The 18,570-nt window shown below is 61.1% G+C and carries 11 protein-coding genes and 1 tRNA gene; 8 read left to right on the top strand and 4 right to left on the bottom strand.

Annotated elements, in window-relative coordinates; translation table 11 throughout:
• Nucleotides 1–3 precede the first annotated feature (3 nt).
• The 3 genes from mraZ to ACDC67_RS00050 all read right to left on the bottom strand — a co-directional run bounded on the left by mraZ (nucleotide 4) and on the right by ACDC67_RS00050 (nucleotide 5,741).
• Nucleotides 4–456 carry a division/cell wall cluster transcriptional repressor MraZ gene (mraZ, locus tag ACDC67_RS00060; RefSeq protein WP_376689794.1) on the bottom strand — a complete coding sequence of 151 codons (453 nt, stop codon included), beginning with the start codon at nucleotides 454–456 and terminating at the stop codon, nucleotides 4–6.
• A gap of 471 nt (nucleotides 457–927) precedes the next feature.
• Nucleotides 928–2,328, bottom strand: a complete 1,401-nt coding sequence (ppnN, locus tag ACDC67_RS00055; protein WP_376689793.1) for a nucleotide 5'-monophosphate nucleosidase PpnN — start codon at nucleotides 2,326–2,328, stop codon at nucleotides 928–930.
• A 131-nt stretch (nucleotides 2,329–2,459) separates the two neighbouring features.
• A complete protein-coding gene (locus tag ACDC67_RS00050; protein ID WP_376689792.1) occupies nucleotides 2,460–5,741 on the bottom strand; it encodes a TonB-dependent receptor in 3,282 nt (1,093 codons plus the stop codon).
• A gap of 411 nt (nucleotides 5,742–6,152) precedes the next feature.
• Here ACDC67_RS00050 and ACDC67_RS00045 point away from each other — a divergent pair.
• From ACDC67_RS00045 to ACDC67_RS00010, 8 genes are all read left to right on the top strand, one after another.
• A tRNA-Pro gene (locus tag ACDC67_RS00045) sits at nucleotides 6,153–6,229 on the top strand.
• 307 nt (nucleotides 6,230–6,536) lie between these two features.
• Nucleotides 6,537–8,021 carry a type I restriction-modification system subunit M gene (locus ACDC67_RS00040; protein ID WP_376689791.1) on the top strand — a complete coding sequence of 495 codons (1,485 nt, stop codon included), beginning with the start codon at nucleotides 6,537–6,539 and terminating at the stop codon, nucleotides 8,019–8,021.
• Complete coding sequence (locus ACDC67_RS00035) at nucleotides 8,018–9,214, top strand: restriction endonuclease subunit S (RefSeq protein ID WP_376689790.1); 1,197 nt, start codon at nucleotides 8,018–8,020, stop codon at nucleotides 9,212–9,214. The genes ACDC67_RS00040 and ACDC67_RS00035 overlap by 4 nt, the downstream gene beginning before the upstream one ends.
• A 137-nt stretch (nucleotides 9,215–9,351) precedes the next feature.
• Entirely contained in the window at nucleotides 9,352–10,002 is a 651-nt protein-coding gene (locus tag ACDC67_RS00030) for an NYN domain-containing protein (protein WP_376689789.1), read from the top strand.
• 185 nt (nucleotides 10,003–10,187) lie between these two features.
• Nucleotides 10,188–11,198, top strand: a complete 1,011-nt coding sequence (locus ACDC67_RS00025; protein ID WP_376689788.1) for a hypothetical protein — start codon at nucleotides 10,188–10,190, stop codon at nucleotides 11,196–11,198.
• Nucleotides 11,199–11,202: 4 nt separating this feature from the next.
• Nucleotides 11,203–12,111: a hypothetical protein gene (locus ACDC67_RS00020; protein ID WP_376689787.1), complete on the top strand. Its 909-nt coding sequence runs from the start codon at nucleotides 11,203–11,205 to the stop codon at nucleotides 12,109–12,111.
• Between the two features lie 249 nt (nucleotides 12,112–12,360).
• Nucleotides 12,361–15,753 carry a DEAD/DEAH box helicase family protein gene (locus ACDC67_RS00015; protein WP_376689786.1) on the top strand — a complete coding sequence of 1,131 codons (3,393 nt, stop codon included), beginning with the start codon at nucleotides 12,361–12,363 and terminating at the stop codon, nucleotides 15,751–15,753.
• 301 nt (nucleotides 15,754–16,054) lie between these two features.
• Nucleotides 16,055–16,819, top strand: coding sequence for a hypothetical protein (locus ACDC67_RS00010; RefSeq protein ID WP_376689785.1), 765 nt, complete (start codon nucleotides 16,055–16,057; stop codon nucleotides 16,817–16,819).
• Nucleotides 16,820–16,901: 82 nt separating this feature from the next.
• On the opposite strand, the gene ACDC67_RS00005 is transcribed toward ACDC67_RS00010, so the two are convergent.
• A protein-coding gene (locus tag ACDC67_RS00005) for an IS3 family transposase (protein WP_459117368.1) occupies nucleotides 16,902–18,454 on the bottom strand; the annotation gives its coding sequence in 2 pieces (ribosomal slippage) (nucleotides 16,902–17,983 and nucleotides 17,983–18,454; 1,554 coding nt in all).
• Nucleotides 18,455–18,570 lie beyond the last annotated feature (116 nt).

The raw sequence follows: 18,570 nt of genomic DNA, 5'->3' as shown, positions 1-18,570 counted from the left end.
GGGCTAAAGGACCAGTTGCGCCATTTCTGGCGAGGCCTGCTCCTGGATCTCGCGCTCCTCGGCAGCACGGCGCTGATTGAGGATGTCTTCGTTCCAGATTTCAAAGCGCTGGCCCATGCCCATGAAGACCGCGCGCTTGTCCAGCCCGGCCACTTGTCTGAGGGTGACCGGCAGAAGAATTCGGGAGTTGGAGTCGAGCTCGAGCTGGGTGGCCGAGCCCACCAGCCGCCGCTGCAGGCTGCGGTGGCTGGCGTTGAAGGTGGAAAGACCCATCACTTCGTCGCGGATGCGCTCCCACTCCGGGTGCGGGTAGAGCCACAGGCAACCGGCGTCGAAAGCCGAGTAGGTGAGCACCAACCGATTGGCGCATTCCGCCTCGAGATCCTCTCGATAGCGCGTCGGCACCGCGAGGCGGCCCTTGGCGTCAAGATTGATGGCGGTTTCACCAAAAAACACGGTTCGACACTCGTTTGCACTCGGTTACCACTAAATCCCACAATTTCCCACTTGGCGCCACCTTAGCCCTCGGGCCGCGGAGTGTCAAGCAGTTTCAGGGGGTTGGGGGCGGCCGGCAGGGGCGGCGGGATCGAGAGTTGGGTGGTCGGTTGCTGGCGAAGTGAAGTAGAGAACAGGTTTCAGGTTTAAGGTTTCAGGTTTCAGGCGGCGCGGGACGGTTTTGGGGGCCGGCTTCGCCGGGGTGGGCGCGGAGCAGGCTGAGATGCGGGGCGTGTTCGGTGTTCGGTGTTCGGTGTTCGGTGTTCGGGGTTCGGGGTTCGGGGTTCGGGGTTCGGGGGTGTGGCTACTGGGCGGCAATGCGAGCTGCGGGCTTCTTGAACACCCGAACCCTCCGAGGCCGCCTGTTTTCCTGAAACCTGAAACCTGAAACCTGAACCCTTGCTTTTAGACCCTGAACCCTGAAACCTGTGTTTATCCCACGATGCGATAGCAGGGCTCGTACGGCTTGTCGCCCGGGAGCTTCATGCGGTGCTGGTCGACGAAGCGTCTGAGCAGGTCATCGAGGGCGCGGAGGATGGCCGGTTCGCCCTTGATCTCGAACGGGCCGTGTTCCCGGATGGCACGCAGGCCCTGGGGCTTGACGTTACCGGTAACGATGCCGGAGAACAATCTACGCAGGTTGGCCGCCATCTCGTGAACCGGCAGGTCGCGGGAGATGTCGAGCCCGGCCATGTTTTCATGGGTGGCCTCGAAGGGCTCCTGGAATGCAAGATCGATCTTGAGCATCCAGTTGAAGTAGAACGCGTCGTTGGTATCCACGCGCCACTGCCGCACGCGCTGCATGCCTTCGGCCATGTGGCGCGCCACGGCAACGGGGTTGTCGATGATGATGCGGTAGCGCTCGCGCGCGGCCTCGCCCAGGGTCAGGCCGACGAAGCGATCGATCTCCTCGAAATAGTCGCGCGCCGACTCCGGGCCGGTAAAGACCAGCGGGAACGGCATGTCCTCGTTGTCGGGATTGAGGAGCACACCCAGCAGGTAGAGGATCTCCTCGGCCGTGCCCACGCCGCCCGGGAAAACGATGAATCCATGACCCAGGCGCACAAAGGCTTCGAGGCGCTTCTCGATATCGGGCATGATCACCAGGTCGTTGACGATGGGGTTGGGCGACTCGGCGGCGATGATACCGGGCTCCGAGATGCCCACGTAGCGGCCGGGCAGCGTGCGCTGCTTGGCGTGCGCGATGGTCGCGCCCTTCATCGGTCCCTTCATGGCGCCGGGCCCGCAACCGGTGCAGATGTCCATGCCGCGCAAGCCCAGCTGGTAGCCGGTTTCCTTCGTGTAGTCGTATTCCTCGCTGCTGATCGAGTGCCCGCCCCAGCACACCACCATCCGGGGATCGATGTCGGTATCGAGCAGCTTGGCGTTACGCAGGATCTCGAAGACGGTGTTGCTGATGCCGTCGGAGCTGTCGAGATCGAAGTAGGGGCTGGGGTGAATCTCGGTGTGGAAATAGACGATGTCGCGCACCACCGACGAGAGCAGCTCGCGGATACCGCGAATCATCTCGCCGTCGACGAAGGCGCAGCCCGGGGCGTTCTCCAGGTCGATGCGCATGCCGCGATTGACCTGGTGAACCTCGATGTGGAAGTCCTTGTAGGTCTCGAGCATGCGCTCGGCATCGTCGCCCTGCTCGCCGGAGGTCAGCACGGCCAGCGCCACCTGCCGCAGCAGTTCGCCGACTTCCTCGGTGGCGTCCGAAAGGCGTGCGACCTCGGCGCGTGAGAGCACCTTGAGGCTGCGCGCCGGGTAGACGCTGGTCGAAATCGTTTCGCTGAGGCACTCGCCCCGCCGTTGTTCACTATGACTCATGGCTTCTCTTTATCTTGTCTTCAACCGGACATTATCACCCGCACAAAAAGGAACGGCCAGCACGATGGCTGGCCGTTCCGGTCTGGAGAACCCGGCCGGGGCCGGGAACTCGTCCTGCTTACGCCGATTGATCAGAAATCGTAGCGCAGGGTCAGGCGGATTTCGTAGACCGAACGCTGGCGATCGGTAAAGGCGGTCGGGTCGTTGTCGAAATCGTTGTAGCGGTACAGGCAGTCGCTGGCGGCCTGGCAGGTCTGACGCGGCTGGTCGCCGGTCAGCGCCTCGGCGCCGTCGATGCCGTTGGCGGCCACATCGGCGGCCGACACCAGGTCGGCTTGCACGATACCAGCCTGCCCGAAGAAGGGACCATTCGTGTAGCGGCCCCAGTCGTCGTTGATCAGGTTCAGGAAGTTCTCGATATCGAGAATCAGCTTGAACCGGTTGTCGCCGACGAGGTTACCCAGGCCCGGAATACCCGGCAGCTCCTGCTGGAAGCGCAGGTCCCAGATGTTGTTCCAGTCGTTGGACGTCGACGAGTACGGGTCGTGGATCTCGCCGGTCGGGATGCCGTTGTCGCGCACGTAGTCGGCAAACCCGTCCACGTCGAAGCCCGAGCCGTAGACGACGCGCGGGTCGCCGTTGAGGTCCGGAATGTAGAGCGGGCTGTTGTCGTAGGGAGATTCACCCAGACCCGCACGGCCGAACAGGGAGTTGTCCGGATTGACGTCGTAGGAGGTGCTGAAGACATCGCCCTTGAAGACGCGACCGAACAGGTCGACGCGGGTGGCGTAGTCACCGACGAAGGCACGCTCATAGCCCAGGCCCAGCTTGAAGGAATGCTCGATGTCCCAGGGCGAGCGACGCGGATCCGGGTTGTTCTTGTCAGCGGCAAAGATCGAGCGCCAGTTGGAAATGCCGCGCGAGGACGTACCCTCGGAGACGATCTCGGTGTCCTGGTAGGCGTAGCTGAAGTTAAAGTTGATGCCGCTGTCGTAGTACTTGGACAGGCCGACCGAGAGCACGCTGCTCTTCGAGCCGCTGCTGTTGGTCAGCTGCGTCAGGTTCGGAATGCCCAGGTCTTCCAGGTCAGCGTAGATCGGACGGCCGTCCGGCGCAGTACCCAGGGGCAGCGCGTCTTCGTTCTGGTGAGCCAGGTTGTCCCAGATGAAGCCGTCACGCGCCTCGGTGTAGAGCCACTGGGCCGTGAAACGATAGTCGTCGCCGAAGTCCAGACCACCGATCTCGAAGTCGAAGCCCTGCTCGAAACGCAGCGAGGCCTTCCAGTCCGACGGGGTGTCGAAGTCTTCGTCGATATAGTCGATCGGCGTGGCCGTGCCCTGCGAAACCTGATCGATGAGCTCCTGCGGAACCTGGGTGAAGTCGACGTTCTGGACATCGCCGGCAAAGGCGCCGAAGGTGGCCTTCTGGAAAGCATTGGAGGTCCAGACCTTGGGATCGCCGCCGGCGAACAGGCCGAAGCCGCCGCTGATGCTGGCGCGGTCCCAGGGCCGCCAGAAGAAGCCGATGCGCGGCATGATCAGGTCGTTGCCGTCGATGTTGTTGCTGGTGTCCACACCGTACTCGTCGAACACGGCCTGGCTGAATTCGGGCGCATCACTCTGGTCGAAGCGCTCGTAGCGCAGACCAAAGCTCAGCTCGAAGTCCGGTGTGACCGACCAGGTGTCCTGCACGAAGAAGGCCCAGTGGTCATAGCCCCACTGAGCGGCACCCTGCTGGGCATTATTCGACGAAACGTTGCTGTAGAACACGTCGGCCGTGCCGTTGACCAGGTTGTCGTAGCTGCTGAACTGAAAGTCGCCGTTCGAGAACGGGATGAAGGCGTTGAACAGATCGTACTGCTGGTACTCGGTACCAAAGGTGATCAGGTGATCGCCCATGAAGTACTCGCCCGAAGCGAAGACCTGCAGGCGCTCATCGTCGAAGGCATTGGCGTGACGGAAATTATCGCAGCCGGCGGTGAAGTCCCCGGTTTCGGTAACCAGGCCCTCGAACGGGCTGCCGGCGATATCGTCGAGATCGAAGAAGTCGAGCGAGATCTGGCCGTACTGCGTGCCGGCACGGCAATCCTGACCGCGCACCTTTTCAGTGTGGTTGATGCGCAGGTTGGTGGAGAAGTTGTAGGTCCAGTCGGAGAAGACCTCCGCCGTGTAGGCCTCGATCGACAGGGGAATGTCGTACCAGGCCGACTCCAGCGCGGTCGAGCTGACGCTGACATCGTTCTCCTCGGACTTCTGGTAGGTCAGCGAGAGGCGGTGGTTGGCATTGATGTTCCAATCGACCTTGGCCAGCGTCCGTTCCGAAGTCTGCGGCACGTTTACGACCTGCGGACGACCGCCGGGATCGAAGCCGTAATTGTCGCGGATGACCTGGCGCGCCGTCTCGAAGAAGGCCGGGTCCACGCCGTTCTGATTGTCGGCGTTGGAAAAATCAACCGGCGAGGCGTTTTCATACTCGTCATAGGAGACGAAGAAGAACAGCTTGTCCTTGACGATCGGGCCACCGATGGTGAAGCCGTATTCCTTCTCCTCGAAGTTGCCGGGATCGAACGTGCCGCCGTCATAATCGTTGCCGATCATGCCGTCGTCCTGGTAGGCGTAGTAGAGCGAACCGTCGAATTCATTCGTGCCGGACTTGGTCACCACATTGACCAGGCCGCCGGTGAAGCCGCTGGAAGCCACGGAGTAATCGGAGGCGACCAGGGTGGCAGACTCGATGGCGTCGAGATTGATCGGAGAACGGGTCGTGGCATAGGTGCCGTCGGACAGGCCGAAATCGTCCTGCTGCAGCGAGCCGTCGATGGCGAAGGCATTGAAGCGCGGATTGACGCCGGCAACCGACATGATACCGGTCTCTTCGGTCTGAACCAGCGGATCGCGCGCCAGCGTCGAGATCACGTCACGATCGGCCGACGGCTGATTCTGGATATCCCGAGCGCTGAAGGTCGAGCCGACGCCGTTGTTCAGCTCAACGGCCGAGGAAATGGCGGAACCCACCACCTGGATGGAGCCGAGATCGCGGTCGGCTTCACCCAGAGTGAAGCTCAGCGGATCCTGAGAACCGGGTTCGAGGAAGATATCCTCTTCCTGATCACCCTCGTAGCCTTCCGCCTGAACGGTAATCTGGTACGGACCGCCCACGCGCAGGCCGGCGCGGAAGAAGCCACCGGACTCGCCGGTAACGGCTTCGGATACCGTGCCGGAAGGCAGGTGAAGAATCTGGACCGTCGCGCCGGAAACGGCGCTGCCGTCCTCGGCGGTGACGCGACCGCGGACGTCGGCGGAAGTGCTCTGGGCGTAGACGTCGGTGACCGGCAGACTGACCAGCGTCAGAATGCCAAGCACCATGAACGCCGACCAGACGCGTGAAATCCGCGAAAAGTCTACAAATTTCATGAAATTACTCCATTGGGTGACATATTTTAAGGATCCGAATTACTTCAAGACACGACGCGCAGCTCGCGCCTTGACGAGTGCGATGCATTCTAGAAACCCTCGGTGACAGCGGGATTACAACATTTTAACTTTCCCGCGACCGCGGGACAACTCCGGATTGAGGGTCTAGCACACACCGAGCCTTACCTGAACCCCGCAACTCCCTGCTCCGGCCGCAAACGCGGAATCCGGCGCACTCGACTCGGGCCCGACCCCTGCCCGAAATCCGTCCGGCAACTATACGCCGATTCACGCACCGATTCGAACCGCGCACAGCCCCTCCGCCCCGCACAGCAATGCCTTGTCGCGCCGACACCTGAGCAACAAGGGCTTGCCACCTTCCCGGAGTTTGCATAGAATGGCGGGCTTCGTCGGGGTGTAGCTCAGCTTGGTAGAGCACTGTCTTCGGGAGGCAGGAGTCGCTGGTTCGAATCCAGTCACCCCGACCAGTTGAATCCCGAACAAACGCCGGCCCTCGCGCCGGCGTTTTTTCGTTTCAGATCAGCCAGATACAACCCAAGACGCCAAACTCCTGACGCCCTCCCCGGCCGGCTGGGAACTCTCTCCCTGGCGCGTCAGATCGATCCTGTGCCCATTCTGTGCCCAAATCGTGCCCAGTTCGTTACAGTAATGGGCGGGATTCGACTCCTGCCCAACTGTGCCCGACTCCCTCCGCTCCTCAGTCCCCTATTTCCTGTCAGGGCATAGCCGCTAGAATCATGGCCCAACCTCGGGGGAACAAGGCCAGGAGCAGAAATGATTACCGGCGAGATCAAATCGAAGGTCGACAAGATCTGGGACACGATGTGGGCCGGGGGGATTTCCAACCCCCTGTCGGTGGTCGAGCAGCTCACCTACCTGCTGTTCATCAAGCGCCTGGACGAAATCGAGAAGCGCGAGGAAAACAAGGCCCGCCGCACCGGAAAATACTCCCGGGAGCGCCTTTTCGGGGAGGACCAGCAGCATCTGCGCTGGTCGCATTTCCGGGAAACGGCGCCGGAGCGGCTGTTCGAGGTCGTGCGCGACGAGGTCTTTCCGTTCATGAAGTCGCTCGGCGAGCGGGTCGGCGAGGCTGGCGAGGGCGGCAGCACCTACAGTCACCACATGAAGGACGCCCTGTTCATGATGCCCACGCCGCGGGTGCTGGCCAATGTGGTCGACCAGCTCGACGACATCGACATGGCCGACCGCGACACCAAGGGCGACCTGTACGAATACATGCTGGGCAAGATCGCCAGCGCCGGCCAGAACGGCCAGTTCCGCACCCCGCGCCATATTATCAGGCTGATGGTGGAGATGACCGCGCCGACGCCAGCCGACATCATCTGTGACCCGGCCTGCGGCAGCGCCGGTTACCTCGTCGCCGCCGCAGAATACCTGCACGACCACCACGGCGACGAAATCTACCGCTCCGAAGCCAGCCGCCGGCGCTACAACGAGGGCACCTTCCACGGCTACGACTTCGACACGACGATGCTGCGGATCGGCTCGATGAACATGCTGCTGCACGGCGTCGAGAACCCCGATATTCGCTACAAGGACTCCCTGGCTGAATCGACCGAGGACGACGCCGGGCGCTACACGCTGATTCTGGCCAATCCGCCCTTCGCCGGCAGCCTCGATTACGAATCCACCGCGCGCGACCTGCAGCAGATCGTCAAGACCAAGAAGACCGAACTGCTATTTCTTGCCCTGTTCCTGCGCCTACTCAAAACCGGCGGGCGCGCGGCGGTCATCGTGCCCGACGGCGTGCTGTTCGGCTCCAGCAAGGCCCACAAAACCATTCGCAAGCTGCTCGTTGAAGACCAAAAGCTCGATGCGGTCATCTCCATGCCCTCGGGTGTGTTCAAGCCCTACGCTGGCGTCAGCACCGCCATTCTGCTGTTCACCAAGACCAACTCCGGCGGTACGGATAATGTCTGGTTCTACGATATGCGCGCCGATGGCTTCTCTCTGGACGACAAGCGCACGCCGCAGCCAGAGAAGACCGACCTGCCCGACATCCTTAAACGCTGGCAGAACCTGGAAGTCGAGGCCAAGCGCCAGCGCACGGACCAGAGTTTTCTCGTCCCCAAGGAAGAGATCGCTGGCAACGACTTCGACCTGTCCATCAATCGCTACAAGGAAGTCGAATACGAAGCCGTCGAATACGACCCACCGAAGGTGATTCTGGAGCGGCTGGCTGCCTTGGAGGATGAGATTGCAGAAGGCAAGCGGGAGATTGAGGATCTACTCGAATGAGGCGTGTAGCGCTGGGGGAGCTTGCCGAGATCAATCCACGCCTTTCCAAAGGTGCGATTGATGCAGGTCACCTTGTTTCGTTCGTGCCGATGGCCGCGGTTTCGGAGCTATCGAAAAGCATTGTTGAGACGAAGGCTAAGCCCTATGTCGAAGTGTCAAAGGGCTACACCTACTTCGACAATGGCGACCTGATCGTAGCTAAAATCACTCCTTGTTACGAGAACGGCAAGATGGCGTTGGCGGAAGGTCTGGCGCATTCTCCGGCCTTCGGTTCGACTGAATTCCATGTCATTCGGCCGGGAGAAAAGCTGCTGGGGAGATTCCTTTTCCACCTCTTGCAGTCTCCCGCCGTCAGAGTATCTGGCAAGTCGCGCATGAAGGGTGCTGCTGGACAAAAACGAGTACCACCTGACTTCTTCAAGGAACTGAAGGTTCCATGCCCCTCACTGCCCGAACAAAAACGTATCGCCGCCATCCTGGATGCGGCCGATGCCTTGCGGGCCAAACGACGCGAAACTCTCGCCCAGCTCGACACCCTGCTGCAATCCACCTTTCTGGAGATGTTCGGGGATCCAGATACGCCAGGATGGCCTGTCGAGACAGTCGAGGATCTGACGCTGAAACAGAAGGGCTCTATCCGGACAGGTCCGTTTGGTAGCCAGTTACTACATAGCGAGTTTGTTGACAACGGCATTCCTGTCCTCGGCATTGACAATGCCGTGGAAAATGAATTTCGCCCTGGCAAGCCAAGATTTATCACGCCAGCCAAATATGAAAAACTAAAGCGCTATACCGTCAGACCAAAAGATTTACTCATAACAATCATGGGCACGTGCGGAAGATGCGCCATCGTTCCAGAGGATATTGGGGTGGCCATCAACACAAAACATCTTTGCTGCATTTCACTCGACCAGGAGCGCTGCTTGCCAGAATACTTGCATGCCTTTTTCTTACGTCACCCAATGGCGCGCCGCTATCTTCAGGACAACGCCAAAGGAGCGATCATGTCAGGCCTTAACATGGGAATCATCAAGCGCCTTCCAGTCCCCGCCCCTCCTTTGGCGATGCAACGCCGATTCGCGACAATCACCCAAGCAATAAAGCAGCAAAAATCCCGCCTGCGCACCCATCTGGCCGAACTCGACACCCTGTTCGCCGCCCTGCAGGCGCGTGCATTTGCCGGGGAGCTCTGACACGCCGAAGTGTCAGGCCACTTGACAGTCAACGCCTGTTCCCCCAATATTCAAAGCTACAGCCCCGGACTGCTTCGGTAGCCGGGCCGCACGGCTCCTTCGGGGGCCGTTGCCTTTTCTGGGTTCGGGAAATTGGCGTGGCAAATCATGCGCGGACGGCTGTCTACGTAGACGGATTCAATCTCTACTACGCGGCCCTGAAGGGAAACGACGAATTCAAGTGGTTGGATCTGGACCGACTGGCCAGCGCCCTCCTGCAAAGCCACAACACGGTGGTGTCCCTCCGTTACTACACCGCTCGAGTTTCCGCCACGCCAGCCGACCCCGACCTGCCAACCAGACAGGACATCTACATCCGGGCCCTTCAGGCTCACATCCCGCACATCACCTGCCAGTTCGGCCAATTCAAGGTGGAAACAAAGACTTGCAAGCTGGTTCAACCGCTCGGCGGGCAGCAGTTTGCCGAGGTCTGGGTCAGGGAGGAAAAGGGGTCGGACGTGAATCTAGCGGTCAACCTGGTGAACGACGCCTGGGCCGACCGTTTCGATGTGGCCCTGGTGATTTCCAACGACTCCGACCTGGCCGAAGCTCTGCATCTAGCGCGAGCGCAAGGCAAGACGGTTGGGGTGGCCTCCGTGGCCAATCGGCCGACCCGGGAACTCAACCTGAACTGCGACTTTTTCAAGCACATTCGCCCCCATCACCTCAGAAACAGCCAGCTACCCGATCCAGTCATTGCCGGGCACGGACGCCAGATTCGCAAGCCAGACGCTTGGAGACAGCCGTAGTACCCGCCTGGTGAGGCTTCCAGCTCTGCTGATCAGCTAGTGACTCAAGTGCAACTTAAATGTTAAAGTGCATGTTTAATATCAAAGTGCAAGTTTGAGTTATACTGAATCGGCGCCATCCAACGCGGGAGGAGATAGCCATTCGCAGCAGCCACTCCAATCTGATCACCTCGCACGATGTTGCCGTGCTGCCCGTCCTCAGGCCCCACGCCGTGCGGGATTTGCGTGCGGCGCTGATGGAACTGGCCGGGTGGCTGGCCGACCATCCAGAGCACCGCGGCCTGCTACTGCTGTTGGGCAATCGGCTCAGCGCCCAGCGCCTGGAGGACGAGGTGAACAGTGCCGGAAAGATACTTCAGCCGGCAGTGTACGAACGCCTGCGGATTCTCGAGCTTCCAGAACACGATTTACTGCCCGCCGCCCTGCGAGAAGCGGGGCTTACTGCGGAAGAAGCGGACAGCGTGGACCATGCGCTGCTGGGGCACTTCACAAAGAAATCCACCGCTCGGCCGCCCCGCCCCGCTGCCCAAGACCTGGTCTTCGAGCATCTAGTAAATGCCTACTTGCTCGGTACGGGCCCGATGACCACCGAATCGATCACTGCGGCAACCGACTTCAGCTACCCCACAGTGGCCAATGGGCTCAGCAAGCTGGGCCCGAGCATCCGGCGCCATTCGGATCGCCGGGTCGAGCTGAAGCATTTCCCGCGCCAGGAATGGAGCCGCTTCGTCAGCGCCTATGAGCGCGGCCAGTTCTGCCGAAAGTTCACCGTGGCGACGGAACTGGCTCGGACGCCGGAAAGCCTGCTGAAGCGCTTTCTCAAGCTCGCTCTGCCCGAGACCGCGATCGGCGGTATTCATGCCGCACATCACTATGATCCCGAATTCGACCTCGTAGGGTATTCGCGCCTGGATATCTGCGTGAGCGGCAAACTGCTGGATCGGTCAAAGGAACTGGCCCGGCAGATCGATCCGGCGCTGGAACCCGCACCGTTCAGCACTGCCAACCCGGCTCTGGTGATCTGGCCGGTCCACCGCGCCGAACCCCTTTTCCAGCACGACCCGCAATCCGACACGCGCTGGGCCGATCCGGTCACTTGCCTGCTGGCCCTGCACGATGCCCGACTGGAAGCCCAAACCGAAGAGCTGATCAAGGCCTTCGAGCAGGGCAGAACCCGCCACACGGCGAGAGCGTGAATCCATGCTGACCTCACCCCACGGGACGCTCCGACAACTGGCCGCCGCTCTGCCAGAAGACATCCGCGACGATGCCATCATCATCGGCAGCCTCGCGGCCGCAGCTCGCTTCGTGTCTCCGGATGACGAGGAACCGGTCAGAACCAAGGACATCGATTGCCTGCTTTCGCCCCATTTGCGCGCGCAGGCCTCGGGACGGAAGACTGCCGAAGCGCTGCTGAAGAATGGCTGGCGAATGAGGGAAGGCACAGAGTGGTCGCAACCGGGAGACGCCAGCGACCCAACCGAGCAATTGCCGGTCGTTCGCCTTGTGCCGCCCGAGGAGGATCAGTGGTTTCTGGAACTACTTTCATCCCCTGAAGAAGGCCAGCAAGCTGGGCGGCGATTTCAGCGGCTGGAGACTGACTTCGGGCACTTCGCCTTGTGCAGCTTCCGCTTTCTGGCATTGGCAGAACTCGATCCGCTTCCGACTGATTCGGGCCTGAAGATCGCCAGGCCGGAAATGATGGCCCTGGCCAACCTGCTCCACCACCCGCATCTCGGCACCGAAACCATGTCCGGCCTGATTGCCGGGCGGCGCATTCGGCGATCGAGCAAGGATCTGGGCAGGGTGCTCGCGCTGGCATTTCTGGCAGAAAGAGAGGATGAAGACGCGATTGGGTCATGGCCAGAAGCCTGGGCCACTGCGCTGAGTACCACATTCCCCGATGACTGCGGTCCCTGGCTTGCAACCATAGGAAGCGGCCTGGAACAATTGCTCCAGCCCGAGCATTCGGAGGATCTCGAAGAGGCCCACCATACCTGCATCACCGGGTTGCTGGCCCGCCATCGGCCTAGCCTCAAGACCTTTGAGTCACTGGGACGACGCGTGATGGGCGAGCTAATCGAACCGGCCCGACGTCTGGCCGAATGAGGCTGCTCGATGCCAAAAGTCCAAGTTTCGGCGGGCTCGATGTGTCGATAGAATCGGCTTATTTCGACAGGTTCGGGGGAAATGTCGATGACATCTACCTATTTCGTAGAGCCCGAGCTTGTTGCTCACTCTTGCGCAACAAGATCCGTTGTTGATCAAATCCGACCAAATTTGATCAACAAACCGGTTCCTCCATGGCTCCGGACGAGCCTTTATTTCGCGGCACACGCCCGGTAAGCTGCCGAAGCTATGAGTAATTTCGCCTTCCTCCCCGACCGCTTCAGCGCCATTGGCGAGGCGGCCCGGCGGGCGGAAGGTCATGTGTTCGGCGACCCACGCGCGGCTTGCTTCCACGCCCGCTTCGGCCTGGAGGCATTGGTCCACTGGCTGTATCGCCACGATCCGGCGCTGCGCATGCCCTACGATCAGAAGCTCGGCGCACTGATTCACGAGCCCAGCTTCCAGAATTTACTGCCGCCGCCGCTGTTTCAGAAGGCGCGGCTGGTGCTAAAGGTCGGCAATTTGGCCGTGCACCAGCAGCGCAAGATCCATCAATCCGAGGCGCTGCAGGTAGTCAAGGAACTGCACAACCTGTGCTACTGGTTGGTGCGCACCTACACGCCGGACGTCTCGCGCGCCGGGGCGGCCTTCAGCGACGAGCGCGTGCCCCGCCCGATCAAGCCCGAGGAAGCGGTGCCGCGCGCCGAGTTGGAAGCCCTGGAACAGCAACTCGCCGAACAGAACGAGACCGCATTGCGCCGCCAACGCGAGCGCGACGCGCTCGATGCGGAGCTGCAGGAGCTGCGCGCGCAGATCGCCGAGATCCGTGCCGAGAGCGAATCCCGGCCGCTGGACATCGACCTGTCGGAAGCCGACACCCGGCGGCTGCACATCGACACCAGCCTGCGTCTGGCCGGCTGGACGCTGGACGGCCCGCACGATCGGGAGTACAAAGTCACCGGCATGCCCAACGAAAAGGGCACGGGCTACGTCGACTACGTACTGTGGGGCGACGACGGCAAGCCGCTGGCCGTGGTCGAGGCCAAGCGTTCCACCGTCGACCCGACCACCGGCCGCCAGCAGGCCAAGCTCTATGCCGACTGTCTGGAGGCCATGCACGGGCAACGCCCGATCATCTTTTACACCAACGGCTACCAGACCTGGCTGTGGGACGATCAGGCCTACCCGCAGCGCGAGATTGCCGGCTTCTACAAGAAAGCCGAGCTCGAACGCTTGATCCTGCGCCGACAGCAGCGTCAGAGCCTGGCCGTGGCCGAAGTCAACGACGAAATTGCCGGGCGCTACTACCAGAAACGCGCCATCGCCCAGATTTTCGAGCAGTTCGCCAGCGCGCGCCGCAAGGCCCTGCTGGTCATGGCCACCGGAACCGGCAAGACGCGCACCGCCATCGCCCTGGTCGATGCCCTGCAGCGCGCCGGCTGGGTCAAGCGCGCACTGTTTCTGGCCGACCGCGTCTCGCTGGTCAACCAGGCCGTCGGCGCGTTCAAGGCCCACCTGCCCGAGTCCAGCCCGGTCAACCTGGTCACCGAGAAAGACCAACAGGGCCGGGTGTACGCATGTACCTACCCGACCATGATGAACCTGATCGACGCGAGCGACGGCGGCGAGGCCCACTTCGGCGTCGGCCATTTCGATCTGGTCATCATCGACGAGGCCCACCGCTCGGTCTACCAGAAGTTCGGCGCCATTTTCCGCTACTTTGACTCCCTGCTGGTTGGCCTGACCGCCACTCCGCGTGAGGAAGTGGATCGAAACACCTACGAGCTGTTCGACCTCGAGCCCGGCGTGCCCACCGACGCCTACGAGCTCGACCAGGCCGTGCGCGACGGCTTTCTGGTACCGCCCAGGGTGCAGCAGGTTGATCTCAAGTTTCCGCGCGAGGGCATTCACTACGACGAGCTCAGCGAGGAGGAAAAGGCCGAATGGGAAAGCCTGGATTGGGGTGACGATGTCGACGAGGCCGGCCTGCCCCGCCAGATCAACGCCGGCGCCGTCAATCAGTGGCTGTTCAACCAGGACACCGTCGACAAGGTGCTCCAGCACCTGATGGAACACGGCCACCACGTCGAGGGCGGCGACCGCCTGGCCAAGACCATCATCTTCGCGCGCAATCACGACCATGCCGCGTTCATCGAGAAGCGCTTCGACCACCACTACCCGCATCTCCAGGGCTCGTTCGCACGCGTGATCGACAACCGCGTCAAATACGCCCAGACCCTGATCGACGACTTCTCCGACCCGGACAAGCCGCCGCACATTGCCATTTCGGTCGACATGCTCGACACCGGCATCGATGTGCCCGAGGTCGCCAACCTAGTGTTCTTCAAGCCGGTGTATTCCAAGATCAAGTTCTGGCAGATGATCGGCCGGGGCACCCGTCTGCGACCGGACCTGTTCGGCCCCGGCGAGAATAAACAAGACTTCCGCGTCTTCGATTTCTGCTTCAACTTCGATTTCTTCCGCGAGAACCCGAAAGGCATCGAGGCCCACCCCAGCGCGCCCTTGGGCGAGCGCCTGTTCCGTGCCCGAGTCGACCTCCTCACCCACCTGCAGACCTCACCTGATCTTGATCCCGACCAGCACCTACACAATCGCCTGGTCGACACCCTGCACGGCCAGGTACAGGCCATGAATCACGACAATTTCATCGTGCGGATGCACCTGGAGGCGGTCGAGCGATTCAACGACCTGGGCGCCTGGCAGCGGATCAGCGACACCGCCCGGCAAGTACTGCACGACGAGGTGGCCGGACTGCCCAGCGAGCAACCTAACGACGATATCGAATCGCGCCTGTTCGATCTGACTGCCCTGCGCCTGCAACTGGCGCTGGTCGAGGCAGACACCGGCACATTCGAGCGCCACAGAAAGCGCGTCGTCGAGCTGGCCGGCCTGCTGGAAGAGAAGACCAACGTGCCTGCCGTCAAGGAGCAGCTCGGGCTGCTCGCGGCCGTGCAGGAAGCCCAGTGGTGGGAAGGCACGAACCTGGAGCTGCTCGAAGATCTCCGCTTACGTCTGCGCGGCCTGGTGCCGCTACTCGAGCGCAAGGAACGCACGGTGATCTACACTAACTTCCAGGACGAGGTCCGCGACATCCGGGACGAGGATGTTGTCCCCATGCCCAAGATGACCGGAGCGCAGTACGAGAAGAAGGTCCGCGAATACCTGAAGAACCACCAGGACCACTTGGTCATCCACCGGCTACGGACCAACCAACCGCTGACCGAAACCGACCTCGAGGGCCTGGAACGCACGCTCACTGAGATCGGCGACGAAGACGGACCCCGCTTGCTCAATAATCTGCTAGAACGAAACGGCGCCCCTTCACTGGCCTGGTTTGTCAGAAGCCTGGTCGGCATGGACCGAACAGCAGCCCAGGAAGCATTCGCCGAGTTCCTGAATGACCGCAGCCTCAGCCCAGACCAGATCCGCTTCGTTGAGATGATCATCGAACAACTCACCGCCCGCGGTGTCATGCCGCCGGAGGCGCTCTACGAGCCGCCCTTCACGCGAATCCACGACGGCGGCCCTGACGAGCTTTTTGCTAGCGAGGAAGACATCATTGACGCGTTGTTCAGTCAGCTCAACGTCGTCCACGAAAACATTCGTGCCGAGATGGGCTGAGCCGCAGTAGAAGTGCAGGATCATCCGCGAGACAAGCCCGATCCCATTGACCTTGCAATGGCGCTTGCGTTTTGAAAGAATTCAGGCAGTGAGGGGACCGGATTCCGCCACCGAACTTCAAGACGCAGCACAACCAGCCTGACCGCTCCGCTCCGTTGTGCCTGCGACCATTGGGGACAAAACGCTACAGAATCGCTTGATGAGAGTTAGCCGACCGAGCACGGACCATCATTGGCTCGCCATGCCGCGCCAATTCAGGCGGCTAGACAGACTTCATTCGAGCATTGGGGTTGATTACAGGATGTTTCAAAAACCGCTCCAAATAGGTCTATTGACCGCCTTGTTCGGCCTAGCACCTCTTCTCGCGCAGGACCGAATCTTCACCGATGGCTTCCAGGCTGAAACCATCGCCAATATTCGGGGGTTGGAAGAAGGCTTCGAGGGTATGCGCCTGGTACAGGCCCGAGTCTGCGATTACGAAAGCACCGGAATCGACGAAGTTCGCCTCCGCTATCGCGCCGTAGGTGGTGATCCAAATTGGAGTGAGGTTCTTCTCATGCCCTCAAGCGGCTCGACCTCCACCGGCGCTGTCTGTCAGGAGCACGAAGCAGCTTCAGAGATCTCCTTCGAATACGCGACTATCCTTGAAGACAACGGTCAACTTGAGTGGCAGTTTGACGTCTATCGTTCAAACAGCACAATCGAAACTTACCCTGACGGTCTTACAGGAACAACGAAATACTGGGCCAATGAAGAGACTGCACAGCAGGCAATTGAAGGCAATCTCAATTCAAACCCTAGCGTTTATGTTTTCTGCTACGACTGTAATATAAACCTTAACTCTGATACCGAAGGACCTTACGATTCGAATTTTGCGATCACGAACGAAACTAACCATCTTGTTGCCGTAGAGTATAATGGAGAACGGCGAGTGAAAGAAAGAATGGTTGAATTAAAAACGTTTTATCACTCCCCTGACAATGATAGATACTTCTTTGAGGTAAACATAGGGTCAGTTAAGAGCATCCATAGTTCGTTGGATAGCTTCATAATCAGTTTCTTGTAGCCCGCAAAGAGGCTTCACTTTCTACCCCGCTGCGTCGCCGTCTAGCCGGTGGTTGTCAAGATAGATGTCGCCTTATCCATGCTTAGGCAGCTCGACGTTTCGGCTGCTCTTCCTTCGCCGGGTTCAGCCACACGGTTCCGACCGGTGACCAGTCCCGGGTATCTCTGCTCCAGCGCTGTGGGTTCCGGTCTCGTGCCTCCTGGTAGACGGCGTGCCTCTTGGCCAGGATCTCGATGTCCTGCCCGGTGTGGCGCTGGTGCGGCGTGACGTAGTTGATACCGCGATGCTTGTGCTGATGGTTGTACCAGTCGACGAAGTCACGGACCCACTCGCGCGCGGCCTCGAGCGAGGCGAAGCCGGTCTTCGGGAAGTGCGGCACGTATTTACAGGTTCTAAACAGCGATTCGACGAAGGCGTTGTCGTCGCTGACCCTCGGACGGCTGAACGAGGCGGTGATCCCGAGCTTGCCGAGCATGACCTGCACCGTCTGACCCTTGATCGGGCTGCCGTTGTCACCGTGAAGCACCAGCGTCTTTCCGGTACAGCCCTCCTTCCAGACGGTCCGCTGGACCAGGTCGCTGGAGTGCACGGCGCTCTCGTTCTCGTGCACTTCCCAGCCCACGATCTTGCGGCTGAACAGGTCCATGATCAGGTACAGGAAGAAGAAGCGGCCCCGGATATCGGCAGGCAACCAGGTGATGTCCCAGCACCACACGGCGTTCGGCATATCGGCACCGTGTGTCGCCGGTGGCCGGGACGAGCGCGGCTGCTTGGCGCGTCCGCGATGATGTTGCTGATCTTCAGCCGAAAGGACGCGGTAGAACGTCGATTCCGAGCCCAGGTAGCGGCCTTCGTCGGCCAGCTTCGGCACGATCTGGCCCGGCGGCATCGAGGCGTGCTCGGGCTCGTTGCAAGCGGCCACGATGGCCTGTCGCTCCATATTACTCAGAGCATGAGACGGCAGCGGACGAACCGCTTCCGGCCGCCGGTCGGCGTGGACGCTGCCATCTGTCGTCCAGCGCTGATAGGTGCGCGCCGTGATGCCCATTGCCCGGCATGCGGGCCTGAGACGGGCGCCAGAGTCTCGGGCCTCGTTGATCAGCTCAACAGCTTTGTGGCGATCCGGGGTGCTGATCATTCGTCCTCTCCGTCCCCCCAGATCGCCCGGGCTTTTTTTGACAAGGTGAGCAAGGCAGCCGTCTCGGCCAGGGCCTTGTCCTTGCGCGCCAGCTCGCGCTCGAGTTCGCGCGTGCGGCGCCGTTGCTCGCGGTCGGCCTTGATCTGCTGGGCACCGCGCTCCTCGGCCCAGTCGTTGGCCTGTTCGCAGGCCCGGCGCCAGGCGGCCAGCTGCTCCGGATACAGCCCGCGCTTGCGGCAGTACTCCGAGCGCTCGGACTCGTTCATCGGTGCGGTTTCTATCACGGCAGCGAACTTGTCCCGGGCGCTCCAGCCCTGGGCGTCAGAGCCGGCGTCGGGGTACAGCTCACCACGGTCGCGAGCCTGCTTGCGCCAGTTGTACAGGGTGGCTTCCGAAACACCTTCCTCGGCGGCAACCTCTCGCACGGATCGGTTGTGCGGTGGGCAAAGCTTGGCCAGCACGGCCCGTCTGCGTTCTTCTGAATACTTCACTGTCAGCTCCTGTCCGCCCCCTCTTAGAGACCATTTTAGAGGAGGCGGTCGAGTCGGCCGAGGGAACTGCCCCCTCGGCCGCTCACAGAACCCGGCGTGAGCCTCTCGACTCACCGGGCTCT

The sequence above is a fragment of the Wenzhouxiangella indolica genome, from assembly GCF_042310355.1.
Classification (GTDB): domain Bacteria; phylum Pseudomonadota; class Gammaproteobacteria; order Xanthomonadales; family Wenzhouxiangellaceae; genus Wenzhouxiangella.
Note: the sequence above shows the minus strand (reverse complement) of the source record. Positions and strands in the feature narration are given on the sequence as shown.